The 15,839-nt window shown below is 66.6% G+C and carries 16 protein-coding genes; 6 read left to right on the forward strand and 10 right to left on the reverse strand.

Annotated elements, in window-relative coordinates; all coding sequences use genetic code 11:
- Positions 1-65 precede the first annotated feature (65 nt).
- Positions 66-797, reverse strand: coding sequence for a DUF899 domain-containing protein (locus QO058_RS18145; RefSeq protein WP_284167669.1), 732 nt, complete (start codon positions 795-797; stop codon positions 66-68).
- Between the two features lie 67 nt (positions 798-864).
- Here QO058_RS18145 and QO058_RS18150 point away from each other — a divergent pair, with 67 nt between their 5' ends.
- Both QO058_RS18150 and QO058_RS18155 read left to right on the forward strand, forming a co-directional pair.
- Positions 865-1,332, forward strand: coding sequence for a MarR family winged helix-turn-helix transcriptional regulator (locus tag QO058_RS18150; RefSeq protein WP_284167670.1), 468 nt, complete (start codon positions 865-867; stop codon positions 1,330-1,332).
- A gap of 80 nt (positions 1,333-1,412) precedes the next feature.
- Positions 1,413-1,784, forward strand: coding sequence for a VOC family protein (locus QO058_RS18155; RefSeq protein ID WP_284167671.1), 372 nt, complete (start codon positions 1,413-1,415; stop codon positions 1,782-1,784).
- A 120-nt stretch (positions 1,785-1,904) separates the two neighbouring features.
- On the opposite strand, the gene QO058_RS18160 is transcribed toward QO058_RS18155, so the two are convergent.
- From QO058_RS18160 to QO058_RS18195, 8 genes are all read right to left on the reverse strand, one after another.
- Entirely contained in the window at positions 1,905-3,662 is a 1,758-nt protein-coding gene (locus QO058_RS18160) for an ABC transporter substrate-binding protein (protein WP_284167672.1), read from the reverse strand.
- A gap of 78 nt (positions 3,663-3,740) precedes the next feature.
- Positions 3,741-4,019, reverse strand: coding sequence for a DUF2160 domain-containing protein (locus QO058_RS18165; protein WP_152015973.1), 279 nt, complete (start codon positions 4,017-4,019; stop codon positions 3,741-3,743).
- A complete protein-coding gene (locus QO058_RS18170; protein ID WP_284167673.1) occupies positions 4,019-4,816 on the reverse strand; it encodes a carbohydrate ABC transporter permease in 798 nt (265 codons plus the stop codon). Before QO058_RS18170 ends, QO058_RS18165 begins: the two co-directional genes overlap by 1 nt.
- Positions 4,816-5,715, reverse strand: coding sequence for a carbohydrate ABC transporter permease (locus QO058_RS18175; RefSeq protein ID WP_284167674.1), 900 nt, complete (start codon positions 5,713-5,715; stop codon positions 4,816-4,818). Before QO058_RS18175 ends, QO058_RS18170 begins: the two co-directional genes overlap by 1 nt.
- Before the next feature lie 218 nt (positions 5,716-5,933).
- Entirely contained in the window at positions 5,934-7,037 is a 1,104-nt protein-coding gene (locus QO058_RS18180; protein WP_284167675.1) for an ABC transporter ATP-binding protein, read from the reverse strand.
- 1 nt (position 7,038) lies between these two features.
- Entirely contained in the window at positions 7,039-8,124 is a 1,086-nt protein-coding gene (locus tag QO058_RS18185; RefSeq protein WP_284167676.1) for an ABC transporter ATP-binding protein, read from the reverse strand.
- Positions 8,121-9,680 carry a glycerol-3-phosphate dehydrogenase gene (gene glpD / locus QO058_RS18190; protein ID WP_284167677.1) on the reverse strand — a complete coding sequence of 520 codons (1,560 nt, stop codon included), beginning with the start codon at positions 9,678-9,680 and terminating at the stop codon, positions 8,121-8,123. Before glpD ends, QO058_RS18185 begins: the two co-directional genes overlap by 4 nt.
- 75 nt (positions 9,681-9,755) lie before the next feature.
- Positions 9,756-10,559: a DeoR/GlpR family DNA-binding transcription regulator gene (locus QO058_RS18195; RefSeq protein WP_284167678.1), complete on the reverse strand. Its 804-nt coding sequence runs from the start codon at positions 10,557-10,559 to the stop codon at positions 9,756-9,758.
- 154 nt (positions 10,560-10,713) lie between these two features.
- Here QO058_RS18195 and QO058_RS18200 point away from each other — a divergent pair, with 154 nt between their 5' ends.
- The 4 genes from QO058_RS18200 to QO058_RS18215 all read left to right on the forward strand — a co-directional run bounded on the left by QO058_RS18200 (position 10,714) and on the right by QO058_RS18215 (position 14,504).
- Complete coding sequence (locus tag QO058_RS18200; protein ID WP_284167679.1) at positions 10,714-11,721, forward strand: HWE histidine kinase domain-containing protein; 1,008 nt, start codon at positions 10,714-10,716, stop codon at positions 11,719-11,721.
- Positions 11,722-11,802: 81 nt separating this feature from the next.
- Positions 11,803-13,311: a sensor histidine kinase gene (locus QO058_RS18205; protein WP_284167680.1), complete on the forward strand. Its 1,509-nt coding sequence runs from the start codon at positions 11,803-11,805 to the stop codon at positions 13,309-13,311.
- Positions 13,312-13,404: 93 nt separating this feature from the next.
- Entirely contained in the window at positions 13,405-13,917 is a 513-nt protein-coding gene (locus tag QO058_RS18210) for a response regulator transcription factor (RefSeq protein ID WP_347975413.1), read from the forward strand.
- A 98-nt stretch (positions 13,918-14,015) separates the two neighbouring features.
- Positions 14,016-14,504, forward strand: coding sequence for a GlcG/HbpS family heme-binding protein (locus tag QO058_RS18215; protein ID WP_284167681.1), 489 nt, complete (start codon positions 14,016-14,018; stop codon positions 14,502-14,504).
- Positions 14,505-14,546: 42 nt separating this feature from the next.
- On the opposite strand, the gene QO058_RS18220 is transcribed toward QO058_RS18215, so the two are convergent.
- Positions 14,547-15,824: an MFS transporter gene (locus tag QO058_RS18220; RefSeq protein ID WP_284167682.1), complete on the reverse strand. Its 1,278-nt coding sequence runs from the start codon at positions 15,822-15,824 to the stop codon at positions 14,547-14,549.
- Between the last annotated feature and the right edge of the window lie 15 nt (positions 15,825-15,839).

The following is a 15,839-nucleotide window of genomic DNA, read 5'->3' on the forward strand; positions in this document are numbered from 1 at the left end:
AGCCCAATCCCTTCCGGGAGCGGGCATCCCACCAACCCTATGCGCGTGGTCTGGCTCGCTGCGCCTCAGGCGGCGCAGCAGGCATGGGCTTTCGGCTGGTCCTCGTATTCGTCATGACGCTTGATGAAACTCAGCGTCGAACTCTCGTTGCGGCCCTTCGGCGCCCGGTCGAGGATCATCAGCGTACCCAGCATCTCCTCGCCGCCACGGGCATAGGACGAGTAGGTATGGAAGACCTCGCCGGCCTCGTTGCGGATGAACGCGCTCGTGCCCGGCAGCTCGTCATGGGCCTGCTCGGCCGGCGTCTGGGTGAAATTGTAGAGCACCGGGCCGTTGGCGAGCTCCTCCCTGCTGAAGGAGACATGGTAGTCGAAGTTGAAATCGCTGCCGAAGGACGAGACCCACGGGAAGCTCCAGCCCATGCGCTGCTTGTAGGCCTCGATCTTGGCGAGCGGCGCGCGCGAGACGGTCACCAGGGTGACGTCATGGTTGTTGAGATGCGCCAGCGTGCCGTCGAAATGGTCGGCCATGAAGGAGCAGCCGGGGCAGCCTGCCTCCCAGTCCGGTCCGAACATGAAATGGTAGATCACCAGCTGGCTGCGATCGTCGAACAGCTCGGCGAGCGTCTTCTTGCCCGCAGGCGTATCGAAGACGTAGTCCTTGTCGACCTTGACCCATGGCAACGCGAGCCGCTCGGCATTGATCTCATCGCGCAGACGGGTGAACTCTTTTTCGCGGCTGAGCAGGGCCCTGCGCGCGTCCAGCCATTCGGATCGGGGAACCACATGATGTTCCATCATCGCCTCCTTGCAGCCCCCAGCCCTTCAGCTTAACTTACTGCGTTGATATCAACATATCTGAACGATGTCAAAATCACCGGAAGCACCGCTCGAAGCCCTCGTCCCCTTCGCCACGACGCTGCATGTACGCGATCATTGCCTGTGCCTGCATGTCCAGCGCGCGGCACGGGCGCTGGCGCGACTGTTCGACGAGGCCTTGCGCCCGGTCGATCTCACCAATCAGCAATTCTCGCTCCTGATGTCCCTGAACCGGCCGGAGCCGCCGCCGATCGGCCCGGTTGCGAACCTGCTCGGCATGGATCGCACCACGTTGACCGCAGCACTGAAGCCGCTCGAACGCCGCGGCCTCGTCATCGTGGCCGCGGGTGAGAAAGACCGTCGCAGCCGGCTCCTGGCAATTACGCCTGAGGGAATTGCCCTGCTCGCCCGTGCCCTGCCGATCTGGCATCGCACGCATGACGCGGTCGATGCCCAACTCGTCGACGTCGTCGAACCGGCCAAACTCAGGCAGGCGTTGCTTGCCATGTCATAGCCGTCACATCGCCCCGGCCACTCGCTGATGCATCCGACAGACGATGTCGGCCCCGGAATCACACTGCCAAGGAGCACGCAATGCCCCAGATGATCTTCGTCAACCTGCCGGTGAAGGACCTGCCGAAATCGATCGCCTTCTTCGAGGCGCTCGGCTTCTCCTTCAACCCGCAATTCACCGACGACACCGCCGCCTGCATGGTGATCAGCGACGCCATCTTCGCCATGCTGCTGACCCATGAGAAGTTCGCCAGCTTCTCGCCGAAGCCGATCACGGACACCAGCCAGTCGCTGCAAGTCCTGCTCACGCTCTCGCGCGACAGCCGCGAGGCGGTCGACGCGATCGTCGCGGCTGCGCTCGCCGCCGGCGGGACGACCGTCGACGAGCCGAAGGATTACGGCTTCATGTACGACCACGGCTTCCTGGATCTCGACGGCCATGCCTGGGGGTGATGTGGATGGACCCTGCAGCGGTGCAGTCGTAGCCGCCAGCCGGCGAGGGGTCTGGAAAAATTCGGGGGCGCGGCATTGCTGCCGCGCCCCTTTCGCGCATCCGAGCCGGGAGGAGGGGGCTCAGCCGCGCTTCGGGGGAGACGCTGGCCAGCTCTTGATCAGCGTGTCGTAGTCGATGGTTTCGCCCTTCGGCTTTTCATTCGCGAGCTTGCGCTGCGGCGCGAGCGTGCCGGCCTTCTCGGCCTTGGCAAACCACTCCTCCGCCGTGGTCCGCGGATTCAGTTTCGGCCCGCAATCGCCCTGCACGCCGGAGCGCTCGAGCCGTTCCATCACCGAATCCTGCGCTGCCGCCAGCGCGTCCATCGCCGCCTGCGGCGTCTTGGCGCCGGAGGAGGCGTCGCCGATGTTCTGCCACCAGAGCTGGGCGAGGCGCGGATAATCCGGGACGTTGTTGCCGGTCGGTGTCCACTGCACGCGCGCCGGCGAGCGGTAGAACTCGATCAGCCCGCCGAGCTGCGGAGCGCGCTCGGTGAAGCTCTTGTCCCAGATGTCGCTCTCGCGGATGAAGGTCAGGCCGACATGGCTCTTCTTCAGGCTGACCGTCTTGGAGACGATGAACTGCAGATAGAGCCAGGCCGCCTTGCGGCGCTCGACCGGGGTCGAGTTCAGCAGGGTCGCCGAGCCGGCGTCCTGGTAGCCGAGCTTCATCCCATCCTTCCAGTAGGCCCCCTTGGGCGAGGGCGCCATCCGCCATTTCGGCTTGCCGTCCGAGCTCATCACCGGCAGGCCGGGCTTGACCATGTCGGCGGTGAAGGCGGTGTACCAGAAGATCTGCTGGGCGATCGTGCCCTGCGCCGGCACCGGGCCGGACTCGCCGAAGGTCATGCCTTGCGCCTGCGGCGGAGCGTATTTCTTCAGCCAGTCGACATATTTGACGATCGAGTAGACCGCCGCCGGGCCGTTGGTGTCGCCGCCGCGCTCGACTGCTGAGCCGACCGGGCGGCAACCCTCCATGCGGATGCCCCATTCATCGACCGGCAGCCCGTTCGGGATGCCCTTGTCGCCATTCCCTGCCATGGAGAGCCAAGCGTCGGTGAAGCGCCAGCCGAGAGAGGGGTCCTTCTTGCCATAGTCCATATGGCCGAAAATCTTGGTGCCGTCGATTTCCTTGACGTCGTTGGTGAAGAACTCGGCGATGTCCTCATAGGCCGACCAGTTCACAGGCACACCGAGATCGTAGCCGTACTTGGCCTTGAACTTCTCCTTCAGGTCGGCGCGCTGGAACCAGTCGTAGCGGAACCAGTAGAGGTTCGCGAACTGCTGCACCGGCAGCTGGTAGAGCTTGCCGTCCGGCCCGGTGCCGAAGGACTTGCCGATGAAGTCGTCGATATCGAGCTGCGGATTGGTGACGTCCTTGCCCGGCCCGGCCATCCAGTCGGTCAGGTTGGTCGCCTGCTTGTAGCGAAAATGCGTGCCGATCAGGTCGGAATCGTTGATCCAGCCATCATAGATGTTCTTGCCGGACTGCATCTGCGTCTGGATCTTCTCGACCACGTCGCCTTCCTGGATCAGGTCGTGCGTCAGCTTGATGCCGGTGATCTCGCTGAAGGCCTTGGCCAGGGTCTTGGCCTCGTATTCATGCGTGGTGATCGTCTCCGAGACGATGTTGATCTCCATGCCGGCGAAGGGCTTCGCCGCATTGATGAACCACTCCATCTCCTTCTGCTGCTCCTCCTTGGAGAGCGTCGAGGGCTGGAATTCGCTGTCGATCCATTTGCGCGCCTCCTCGGGACCGGCGAGGGCCGATCCAGCGGCGGCAACCAGCGCGAACAGGCTGGCGCCGGCGAGGCAAGAGAGATTCGTCTTGAGCGTCGTCATCGTTGTCCTCCGATGTTCCCTTTGGAATGCCGCCCCTTCTGCGGGGCCGGTCGTTTCTTGTTCTTGGGCTCGAACTCCTCAGACGAAGCGGAACACCGCTGCGGCATAGAGGAGCGCGAGGCCGGAAGCCCACCACAGCGGCTGGCCGACGATCCCGAGCCAGGCGAGGTGAATGAAGGCGCTGCCGAGCAGCGAGATGAAGAGCCGGTCGCCGCGGGTGGTGGCGATGCCGAGCACGCCGACCCGCTCGGTCTCGGGCCGGAAGACTGCAAGCAGCGTCAGGATCAGGAGCAGGCTGGCGATCCCGGCGAAGAAGAGGCCGGTCTGCCAGGTCCAGGCCATCCAGTTAAGTTCCATCACACCCTCCCCAGGGCGAAGCCCTTGGCGATGTAGTTGCGGACGAACCAGATCACGAGCGCACCGGGGATCAGGGTCAGCACGCCGGCAGCGGCGAGCACGCCCCAGTCCATGCCGGCGGCCGAGACGGTGCGGGTCATGGTCGCGGCGATCGGCTTGGCGCTGACGCTGGTCAGCGTGCGTGCCAGCAGCAATTCGACCCACGAGAACATGAAGCAGAAGAAGGCGGCGACGCCGATGCCGGACGCGATCAGCGGCATGAAGATCTTCACGAAGAAGCGCGGGAAGGAATAGCCGTCGATTGCCGCCGTCTCGTCGATCTCGCGCGGCACGCCGGACATGAAGCCTTCGAGGATCCAGACCGCCAGCGGCACATTGAACAGGCAGTGCGCCAGCGCCACCGCCCAGGGCGTATCGAACAGGCCGATCGCCGAATAGAGATTGAAGAAGGGCAGGGCGAAGACCGCCGGCGGCGCCATCCGGTTCGAGAGCAGCCAGAAGAACAAATGCTTGTCGCCGAGGAAGCGGTAGCGCGAAAAGGCGTAGGCCGCCGGCAGCGCAAATGCCAGCGAGAGCAGGGTGTTCAGCGCCACATATTGCAGCGAGTTGATGTAGCCGTTGTACCAGCTCGGATCGGTGAAGATCTTGGCGTAGTTGTCGAAGGTGAAGGTCCGCGGCCAGAGCGTCAGCGCGTTGGTGATCTCGGTGTTGGTCTTGAAGCTCATGTTGACGAGCCAGTAGATCGGCAACATCAGCGCGATGAGATAGAGCGAGAGGATCAGCCTGCCGCCGCGCATCAGGCCCTCCCCGCGTCAACGTCGGCCCGCGCATCGGCTGCGGTCATCACCGTGTAGAACACCCAGCAGACGGCGAGGATGATCAGGTTGTAGACGATCGAGAGCGCAGCCGCCTTGCCGAGGTCGAACTGACCGAGGGCGAGCTTGACCAATTCGATCGACAGGAAGGTCGTCGAATTGCCGGGGCCGCCGCCGGTGACGACGAAGGGCTCGGTGTAGATCATGAACGAGTCCATGAAGCGCAGCAGCACGGCGATCAAAAGCACGCGGCTCATCTTCGGCAGCTGGATGGTGCGGAACACGGCCCAGCGCGAGGCGCCGTCGATACGCGCCGCCTGGTAATAGGCGTCGGGGATCGACTTCAGGCCGGCATAGCAGAGCAGCGCGACCAGCGAGGTCCAGTGCCAGACATCCATCACGATGATGGTGATCCAGGCGGCGACCGGGTCGGAGACATAGTTGTAGCGGATGCCGAGCCCGTTGATCGCGGCCCCGAACAGGCCGATGTCGCCGCGCGCAAAGATCTGCCAGATCGTGCCGACGACGTTCCACGGGATCAGGAGCGGCAGCGCCATCAGGACCAGCGTCGCCGAGACCGTCCAGCCCTGGCGCGGCATCGACAGCGCCACCAGGATGCCGAGCGGGATTTCGATGGCGAGGATGATTCCCGAGAAGGCGAGGTTGCGCCAGAGCGAGTCGTAGAAGCGCGAGCCGAGATCGCTCTTGGGATCGAGCAGTTCGGCGAACCAGCCGACGCCGTTCCAGAAGAACTGGTTGTTGCCGAAGGAATCCTGGGCCGAATAGTTCACCACCGTCATCAGCGGGATCACCGCCGAGAAGGCGACGATCAGCAGCACCGGCAGGACGAGCAGCCAAGCCTTCTGGTTGACCGGCTTCATGGCTGGCCTCCCGTAGTGCGCTGACTCCCCTCCCCCTTGTGGGGAGGGGTTGGGGGTGGGGGCGGAAAGCAGAGCTCTCCAATGGGGTTATTGCACTGGCCTTCTTGCCAATTGTGAGAAGCGAAGAGCTCTGCTTCCCGCCCCCACCCCTGCCCCTCCCCACAAGGGGGAGGGGTTCAGCGCAGTGCCTCGCGCATCAGGATAAAAGGCCCAGACGCTCATCTGCGCTCCTCCGCTGTGCCGGGAAGCGCTTCGCCTTTGACGAGATGGCCGTCGCTGTAGATGTGGATCTGGCCTGCCTGCAGTGCGAGCGCAGCCTGATCGCCATCGAAGCGCGCATCCTCCGGCACGCTCGCGGCGAGCTTGAGGCCGCCGAGCTCGACGCGGGCAATGCGGGCCCGGCCGATATCGTCGATCCTGGTAATCCTGACCGGCAGGCCTTCGCCGCGCGGGCTCAAGGTCGCGTATTCCGGTCGGATGCCGAGCTCGATCTTGCCGGCGAGCGAAGGATAGTGCCGCGCCAGCGCGATCTCCTGCCCGGCGAGGCTGGCACGCGCGCCCTCGACGGCGCAGGGCAGCACGTTCATGCCGGGCGAGCCGATGAAATGGCCGACGAAGGTGTGGGCCGGGTGCTGGAACAGCTCCTCGGGCGTGCCGGTCTGGACCACGCCGCCATCATGCATCACCACCACCGTGTCGGCGAAGGTCAGCGCCTCGGTCTGGTCGTGGGTGACGTAGATCATGGTGAGGTCGAGCTTGCGGTGCAGCTCTTTCAGCATCGAGCGCAGCTGCCATTTCAGGTGCGGGTCGATCACGGTCAGCGGCTCGTCGAACAGGATCGCGGCGACGTCCGGTCTAACCAACCCGCGCCCGAGCGAGATCTTCTGCTTGGCGTCGGCCCCGAGCCGGCTCGCCTTGCGGTCGAGCGCCGAGGTCAGGTCGAGCAGGCCGGCGATCTCGGCGACGCGCGCCTCGATCTCGGCCCGCGCGACGCCGCGATTCTTCAGCGGGAAGGCGAGGTTCTCGCGCACCGTCATCGTGTCGTAGACGACCGGGAACTGGAAGACCTGGGCGATGTTGCGCGCCTCGGTCGGGAGCTGCGTTACGTCCTTGTCGTCGAACAGGATGCGCCCGCGCGTCGGCACGACGAGACCGGAGATGATGTTGAGCAGCGTGGTCTTGCCGCAGCCGGAGGGGCCGAGCAGCGCATAGGCGCCGCCCTGGCGCCAGACATGGTCGACCTCGCGCAGGGCATAGTCCTGCGGTCCCTGCGGGTTGGGCTTGTAGGCGTGGGCCAGTTTGTCGAGCGTGATCCTGGCCATCTCACGCCGCCTTTGCCGGAGCTGCCGCGGCGAGCCCGCCGGCGGCATCGAACAGGAAAATGCGGGAGGGATCGAGCCAGGCGGTGACAGCTGTGCCCGGCTCCAGCCGGCGCACACCCGGCACCAGCGCGATCAGGCGGTGCGCGCCGACATCGAGATGGACGAAGGATTCCGAGCCGGTGATCTCGGAGACGGAGACGCTCGCCTGCAAGGCGATCGCCGGCGCCGGCAGCGCGTCGAGCGCGAGGTGATGGGCGCGGAAGCCGATCGTGTAGGCGCCATCAGGCACGCTCGCGAAAGCTCCTGTGGCTGGAATGCTCTGACCTGTCGAAAGCTTGACCTCGCCGCCCTGCTTGACCCCGGAGAGCGTGTTGAGCGGCGGGTCGGAGAAGACCTGCGCGGTCACAAGGTCATGCGGTTGGCGATAGACCTGCGCGGTCGGGCCGAACTGGGTGACCTTGCCCTGGAAGAGCGTCGCGGTATTACCGCCGAGCAGCAGCGCCTCACTCGGCTCGGTGGTGGCATAGACGAAGATCGCGCCGGATTCGGCGAAGATGCGCGGCAATTCTTCGCGCAATTCCTCGCGCAGCTTGTAGTCGAGATTGGCGAGCGGCTCGTCGAGCAGCACGAGCTCGGCGCGCTTCACCAGCGCGCGGGCGATGGCGGTGCGCTGCTGCTGGCCGCCGGAGAGCTCGAGCGGCTTGCGCTGGAGATAGGGCTCGAGCCGCAGCAGCGCGGCGGCGCTTTTCACCCGGGCGTCGATCTCGCTCGCGGGCAGTCGCGCGACCCTCAGCGGCGAGGCGATGTTCTCGTAGACCGACAGCGCGGGGTAGTTGATGAACTGCTGGTAGACCATCGCGACATTGCGCTTCTGCACCGGCAGCCCGGTGACGTCGCGGCCCTCGACCAGGACCTTGCCGCTGCTCGGCGCATCGAGCCCGGCCATCAGCCGCATCAGCGAGGTCTTGCCGGCGAGCGTCGCGCCGAGCAGCACATTGAGCGAGCCCCTCTCCAGCGTCAGCGAGATGTCGGCGAGCAGGGTTTGCGCGCCGCGTGTCAGGCCGAGACGATCGAGGGTCAAGCTCATCCCCGTGCCTCCGCCTGGTGGGGTATGGCCGGCGCGGCTTTCGCGGCCATGTAGTCGTCGAGCGCCCGGCGCTGCTCGGGCGAAAAGCGCAGGCCGAGCTTGCTGCGCCGGAACAGCACGTCCTCGGCGCTCCCGGCCCATTCCTGGCTCATCAGCCAGGCGACCTCGCGCTCGGTGAGATCAGCGCCGAAGGCGCGGCCGAGATCGGCCATCGCCTTGGCGCTCTCGAGCAGCGCCTCGGTACGGGTGCCATAGGCGCGGGCGAGACGGCGCGCCAGCTTGCGCTCGAGCCAGGGGCGGGCGGTGCAGATGCGCTCGACCAGCCCCTCGAAACCTTCGACCGGGAAATCGCCGCCGGGCAGATGCGCTCCAGCCGTCCAAGGGGCAGCCCGCAGCGCCGGCACGGCGGCGGCAAGTTTTTCGACCGCCGCTTCGGCGAGCCGGCGCGCCGTGGTGATCTTGCCGCCGAAGACCGAGAGCAGAGGGGCGGAACCTGCCGGTTCGTCCAGCGTCAGCACGTAGTCGCGCGTCGCCTCCTGCGCCTTGCTGGCGCCGTCGTCATAGAGCGGGCGCACACCGGAATAGGTCCAGACCACGTCCTCGCGCTTGATCGGCTTGCGGAAATATTCGCTCGCCGCCGCGCAGAGATAAGCGATCTCGTCCTCGCTGGCGGCGACCTTGGCCGGATCGCCGTCATAGTCCTTGTCGGTGGTGCCGATCAAAGTGAGGTCGCCCTCATAGGGGATGGCGAAGATGATGCGGCCGTCGGCGTTCTGGAAGATGTAGCAGCGCTCGTGCTCGAACAGGCGCGGCACGACGATATGGCTGCCCTGGACGAGGCGCACCGCAGCCGGGCGGTTGCTGGCGACGATGCCGTTCAGCACGTCGGCGACCCAGGGGCCGGCGGCGTTGACGAGTACGCGCGCGCTGGTCTCGGCGCGGCCGCCGTCGCTGCTCTCGGTCGAGACGACCCAATGGTCGTTCTGCCGACGCGCGCCAACCACCTTGGTCCGCGGCAGGATGGAAGCGCCGCGCTCGGCCGCGTCGCGCGCATTGAGCACGACGAGACGAGCATCCTCGACCCAGCAGTCGGAGTATTCGAAAGCACGGTCGAAGCGCGGCTGCAGGGGCTCGCCGGCAGCGTCGCGCCGGAGGTCGAGCGAGCGTGTCGCCGGTAGCAGCTTGCGGCCGCCGAGATGGTCGTAGAGGAACAGCCCGAGCCGCAGCATCCACCAGGGCCGCAGGCCCGCATGATGCGGCAGCACGAAGCGCAGCGGGCGGATGATGTGCGGTGCGGCGCGCCACATCACCTCGCGTTCGGTCAATGCCTCGCGCACCAGCCGGAATTCATAGTGCTCGAGATAGCGCAGCCCGCCATGGATCAGCTTGGTCGAGGCCGAGGAGGTCGCGCTGGCGAGGTCGCCCTGTTCGAACAGCACGACCGAGGCGCCGCGGCCGGCAGCGTCACGCGCGATGCCGCAGCCGTTCACGCCGCCGCCGATAATGGCGATGTCGAACACCGGAGCCGTCACGCATTCCTCCCGCAGGCGGCCCATGGGGCGCCTCTTCAACGTACGGTAGAGCGTGATTTTATTGCGTGCAACGGCAAAACGAAAGCGAAAGCGAAAATTCTAGCTTTCACTTGCGATGCGCAGGGAAGGGTCGGCCAGCGTTTCGGTTTCGACCACGCTGATGCCCTCGCTCTGGCAGAGTTCGCGCAACGCGGGCGGGCCGAGCCTGTCCGTGACGAAGACGTCGACGTCTCGCAGATGGCCGATGCGCACCGGGGCGGAGCGCTCGAACTTGGTGCTGTCGGCAACGAGCAGGCATTGCCTGGCGTTCTCGATGATCGCCTGCGAGACCCGGACCTCGCGATAATCGAAATCGAGCAGCGCCCCCTCCTCATCGATGGCAGAGGTGCCGATCACGGCATAGTCGACCTTGAACTGGCGGATCAGATCGACCGCGGCGGCGCCGATGACGCCACCATCCGATCGCCGGACCGGTCCGCCAGCAACGATGACCTCGATATTCTCATGCGGGTAGAGCAGCGTCGCGACATGCAGGTTGTTGGTGATGACCAATAGGCCGTGATGGTCGGTGAGCGCGCGCGCCACCTCCTCGGTCGTCGTGCCGATATTGATGAAGAGCGATGCGTCGTTCGGGATCAGCGCTGCCGCGGCCCGGCCGATCGCCGCCTTCTCGTCGCGAGCGATGAAGCGGCGCGCCTCATAGGCGAGGTTCTCGACGCCGGACGCCACCACCGCCCCGCCATGGATGCGCGACATGATGCGCTGATCGCAGAGCTGGTTCAGGTCCTTGCGGATCGTCTGGGGACTGACCTCGTAGCGCGCCGCCAGCTCCTCGACATTGACGCGCCCCTGCGCCCGGGCCAGCGCCACGATCTCGCGCTGGCGTGGCGTGATGGTCTCCATATCCGGCTCCTCGTGACGTGGCGCCAAGCTGACCGCGCCGGCCGGCAGCGTCAACCATGCATCGTTCGGCGGCTAAGGATTGTGGCGTCTCGCGGGTCGCACGACCTGTCAAAAGACATGTGTATTTGACAGAGGCTGCGCTAGCGGTCGAATTATGAAGCCTCACTCCCAACTCGAAAGCCTGCCCGTGCCGACACCGCTCGACAAGGATGTCCGCTTCCTGCGCGCCGTGCTCACGGCCTCGGACGACTGCATCAAGGTCATCAGTCTCGACGGAGCGCTCGAATTCATGAGCGAAGGCGGCCAGCGCGTGATGGAGGTTCAGGATTTCGAGGCGATCCGTGGTTCTCCCTGGCTGCAGTTCTGGGATGGCGCCGGCAACGCGGATGCCCAGGCGGCCTTGGCGGCGGCGCGGGCCGGCAAGAGCTACCGGTTCCAGGGCCCGGCCAGTACCGCTGCGGGCAATATGCGCTATTGGGATGTGCAGGTCTCGCCGATCATCGCATCCGACGGCAAGCCCGAAGCCATTCTCTCGGTTTCGCGCGACATCACCGCATTGCGGGCCGGCGAGGAGCGCTACCAGCTGCTCGCCGCCGAGCTGAATCATCGCATCAAGAACCTGCTCGCCATGGTCTCGGGCATCGTCAACCAGTCGCTGCGTGGCCAGGACGAGCCGCTCGATGCGGTGAAACGACGCCTGTCAGACCGGCTGCAGGCGCTGGCCGCGGCACAGGATGTGCTGATGATGGCGAGCCGCCATGGCGCCGATCTCAGGCAGCTGGTCGAAGTCGTTCTGGCGCCGCATCGCTCCGGCGAGCGTATCGCCTTCGACGGTCCATCGGTGACGCTGTCCTCGAAATGCGCGCTGGCGATGGCGCTTGCTTTGCACGAACTCGGGACCAATGCGGTGAAATACGGCGCGCTTTCGCAAGATGGCGGGCATGTCGACGTGTCCTGGCGCAACGAGGGCGGCGAATTCCACTTCCGCTGGCAGGAAAGCGGTGGACCTCGCGTGACGGCGCCGCAGCGACGCGGCTTCGGTTCGCAGATGATCGAGAAGGTACTCGGCGGCTATCTCGGCGGCACCGCACGGATCGACTTCGCCCCGGACGGGATCGTGCTCGCCCTCGACACGACGACCGCAGCCCTGGCTGAAGGGTAGGGACACGTCCGCAAGCCGGTGTATCGCGGCAGGAAACCGGCTAGTCTCGTCGCCGGATTCCTGCAGGAGATCGACACGGGCATGATGAGGTCGCGCCGCGCTGCCATCCTCGTAGCGGGCTTCGTTGCGTTCGGGCTCGCCTGCGCCGCCTATTCGCTGAACCGGCGCAGCCACGCCGCTGCGGAGCTGGAAGAGGCCGGGCGGACGCTGCACCGGCTGATTTCGCAGCGGGTCGACCAGCACGATGCGCATCTGACCAGCCTCTCGGCCCTGGTTCAGGCGGCTGATCCCGCCCCGGTCGCGACGGTCGAGCAGGTGGCCGCCAGCATCATCCGCTTCTATCCGCGCATCGTTGGCATCGATGTGGTCGATCTAGCGCTGAGCCCGCCACGCTCGCTGCTGAACGCTGCCGATCCCGCGATGGTCGCGGCGGAGGCAGGGCAGGCGGTCGGATCGAATCTGCGAACGCGTGCCCTCGACGGCGGCAACAGGCTGCTCCTGGTCAAGCGGGCCCTGACCGATGGCGTCGGGCATTATGCGCTCGCCCTCGTCATCGACATGGCCCGACTCTCGGCGAGCGATACGCCCCTGCCGGACGGAACGCAGGCCCAGCTGCGGCTGATCGAGCAAGGCCGCACCGCCAGCGAGCCGGAAAGCGCCTTCAGTGCCGAGATCGCCAGCCGCACCCAGCCGCTGCGCTTGACGCTGGCGACCAGCGCGCCGGACTGGCCGCTGCCGCCTCCGGCCTTCCTGGCCCTGGCAGTTGTGCTCGTAGCGTTGGCCGCGTTGCTGGTCGATCGCTTGCTCGAAGCCCGCATTGCGGCGCGGGAGGCGGCGCGGAAGGCCGTTCTGGCCGAGCAGGATGCGCGCCTTGCGCATGCCGGGCGCGTCAATGCCATGGGCGAGCTCGCCTCCGGCATCGCCCATGAATTGACACAGCCTTTGACCGCGATCCTCGGCCAGGCCCAGGCCGGACGGCGTGTACTGGCGCAGCCGGAGCCCGACCCGGCGACGCTGGCCGGTGCCTTCGAGGCGATCGCGCGCAATGCCCGCCGCGCCGGCGATATCCTGGGGCGGCTGCGCGCCTGGATCAGCAAATCCGAACCCGTCGTCGAGACGGTTGACCTGACCGAACTCGCCAACGAGGTCGTCCAGCTTCTCTCGGCCAACGCTCAAGGCATCGGCGCAACATTGCGGGTCGGCGGCGACGGCAGTCGGCCGCTGGTCCAGGCCGACCGGGTCCAGCTCGAACAGGTCGTCTTCAATCTCGCCCGCAACGGATTGGAGGCGGTCGAGGGCCGCAATGGCGAGCGTGCGGTCACGATCGAGATCGGCACGCAGGGCAGGGACGCGGTGCTCGCGGTCAGTGACAGCGGTCCGGGTCTCTCGCCCGAGGCGCAAGCGCGCCTGTTCGAGCCGTTCTTCACCACCAAGCCGGCGGGGCTCGGCCTCGGTCTCGCGCTTTGCGCGCGGCTGGTAGAACGCTTCGACGGCGTCATCACCGGCGAGAATGCCGCGGGCGGCGGCGCGATCTTCAGTGTCCGCCTGCCGCGCGTTGCCAGCGAGGCTCGGCAGGAGGCGGCCGAATGAGCCGGCAGCTCGTCCATCTGATCGACGATGACTGGGAGGTGCGCGAGGCGCTCGGCTTTCTGCTGCGCACCGTCGGGCTCGAGGTCCAGCCGCATGCCGACGGCGCGGCCTTCCTGGGAGGCGCTGCCGCGTCTGGCGCCTGGCTGCATCGTCACCGATATCCGCATGCCGCGGCTGACCGGGTTGAAGCTGCAGGAGCGGTTAGCCGCCGCCCGCTGCCGCTGGCCAGTCGTGGTCATCACCGGCCATGGCGATGTCGAGGCCTGTCGTGCCGCCTTCCGCAATGGCGCCGCCGATTTCCTGACCAAGCCGGTCGACGAGCAGGTGCTGATCGATACCGTCCAGGCGGCGCTGGCGACGCTCGACGGCTTGCTCGCGGCCGAGAGCGGAACGGCTTCACTCCGCATCAAGCTCGAGCGACTGTCGCAGCGCGAGGCCGAGATCCTCGCTTTGATCGCGGAGGGGCGCTCGACCAAGGAGATCGCGCGCGGTCTCGCCATTTCGCCGCGCACTGTCGACACGCACCGCGCCCATCTCGCCGAGAAGCTGGAAACGACCTCCGTCGCCGAGATGGTCCGACTGCATTTGGTCGGCGCCGATCGGTAGAACTACCTAGGCTTTGCGCTTATCGCCCGGATGCAAGCGCGACGCCGGCTTTGGCATTGTCCCCTCACACCAAAACGGTGGTCACCAGAGGGATTGCCATGTCGTTTGTCCGCCTCGCCATCATGTCCGCCGCCATCGCCCTGCCGACGCTCGCTGAGGCTCAGGTCGTGCAGGTCCGCGCTTTGCCGACAGCGCTCGCCGTCGAGCTTGCCCAGGCCACCGTCGCCGCCTGCGCCGCCAAGAACTTCAACGTCGCCGCGACCGTGGTCGACCGTGGCGGCGTCGTGCTCGCCACCATCCGCGCCGATCGCGCTGGCCCGCACACCATCGACGCCAGCCGCGCCAAGGCCTTCACCTCGGTCTCGGCCAAGAACAACACCGGCGCCATGGCGGCGGCCGCGGCTGAGAATGCTGGCGCGCGCAATCTCGTCCACATCCCCGGCTTCCTGCTGCTCGGCGGCGGCGTGCCGGTGAAGGTCGGCGATGAGGTCATTGCTGCGGTCGGCGTCGGCGGTGCGCCCGGCGGCCATCTCGACGAGGAGTGCGCCAATGCCGGCCTGCAGACGATCGCTGCCAAGCTGAAGTAATCTGAGACAGGGCCGCTGCCGAAAGGCTGCGGCCCTGATCGTTCAGGCGGTGCGTTTTGCCGTCACGGCCCGCGTCGCCTGGATCGGCATCGCCTTCAGCGTCGCAGCCCAGAAGATCAGCGCGACCGCAGCGATCGCCGCGCCGATCAGGCTGACACCGGTCCAGCCTGCATGCGCGTAGACCAGTGTCGAGGTCGATGAGCCGAACGCGCTGCCGATCGAATAGAACACCATGTAGCCGGCAGTCAGCCGGCTCTGCGCGTCCGGCCGGACCCGGTAGACCATCGCCTGATTGGTGACGTGCACCGCCTGCAGACCGAAATCGAGGATCAGCACGCCGGCGATCAGGAACAGGATCGACTGCGGCAGCAATCCGATCGGCAACCATGCCAGCAGCATCAGCGCCAGCGCAATGCCGGTGACACGCTGGCCGTGGCCGCGATCGGTCCAGGCGCCGGCCCGTGATGCGCCGAGTGCACCCGCTGCGCCGGCGAGCCCGAACAGCCCGATCGCCGTATGCGACAGCGAGAAGGGCGGGGCGGCGAGCGGCAGCACCAAGGGCGTCAACAGCATAGTGACATCGGCGAAGATCAGCATGGCGATGATCGCGCGAATGCGCAGCACCTTCTCCTGCCGGAACAGCACGAAGAGCGAGACGATCAGGCGCGGATAGGAGAGCTGCGCCGGCGACTTGTGTTCGGGCGGCAGCGCCCTGAACAGGACGATGGCGATGATGAGCGTCGCTCCGGCAGAAAGCAGATAGACCGCCCGCCACCCCGAGAGATCAGCCATCGCGCCGGCGATGGCGCGAGCCAGCAGGATGCCGAGCACGATCCCGCTGGTGACAGAGCCGACGACCTGGCCGCGTTCCTCCGGCCGCGCCAGGCTTGCCGCATAGGCGACGAAGGCCTGCGTCACCACGGCGAGGAAGCCCATCGCCGCCATCGCCGCAAGCAGCATCGCGCCCGAAGTCGAAAGCGCGACGGCAATCAGCGCTGCGACCGAGAGCAGGGATTGCAGGACGACGAGCTTGCGGCGGTCGACGAGATCGCCGAGCGGCACCAAAAGGATGAGCCCGAGCCCGTAGCCGAGCTGCGTCGCGCCGACGATCAGGCCGACCGTCGCTCGCGACAGCTTGAGGTCATCGGCGATGATGTCGAGCAGCGGATGAGCGAAATAGGCGTTGGCGACGGCAAGTCCGCTCGCCAACGCAAAGAGCAAGATCATGCCGGCCGAGAGCGGCGCCGTTGCAGGGGGAGGCGATGGGCGTGCGTCGGCGCTCGCGGCGCGGGCCGGCGCCGCCTCAAGGTCCAGTCGCATGGGCAGATCTCCGCT

The sequence above is a fragment of the Bosea vestrisii genome, from assembly GCF_030144325.1.
GTDB classification, from domain to species: Bacteria; Pseudomonadota; Alphaproteobacteria; order Rhizobiales; family Beijerinckiaceae; genus Allobosea; species Allobosea vestrisii_A.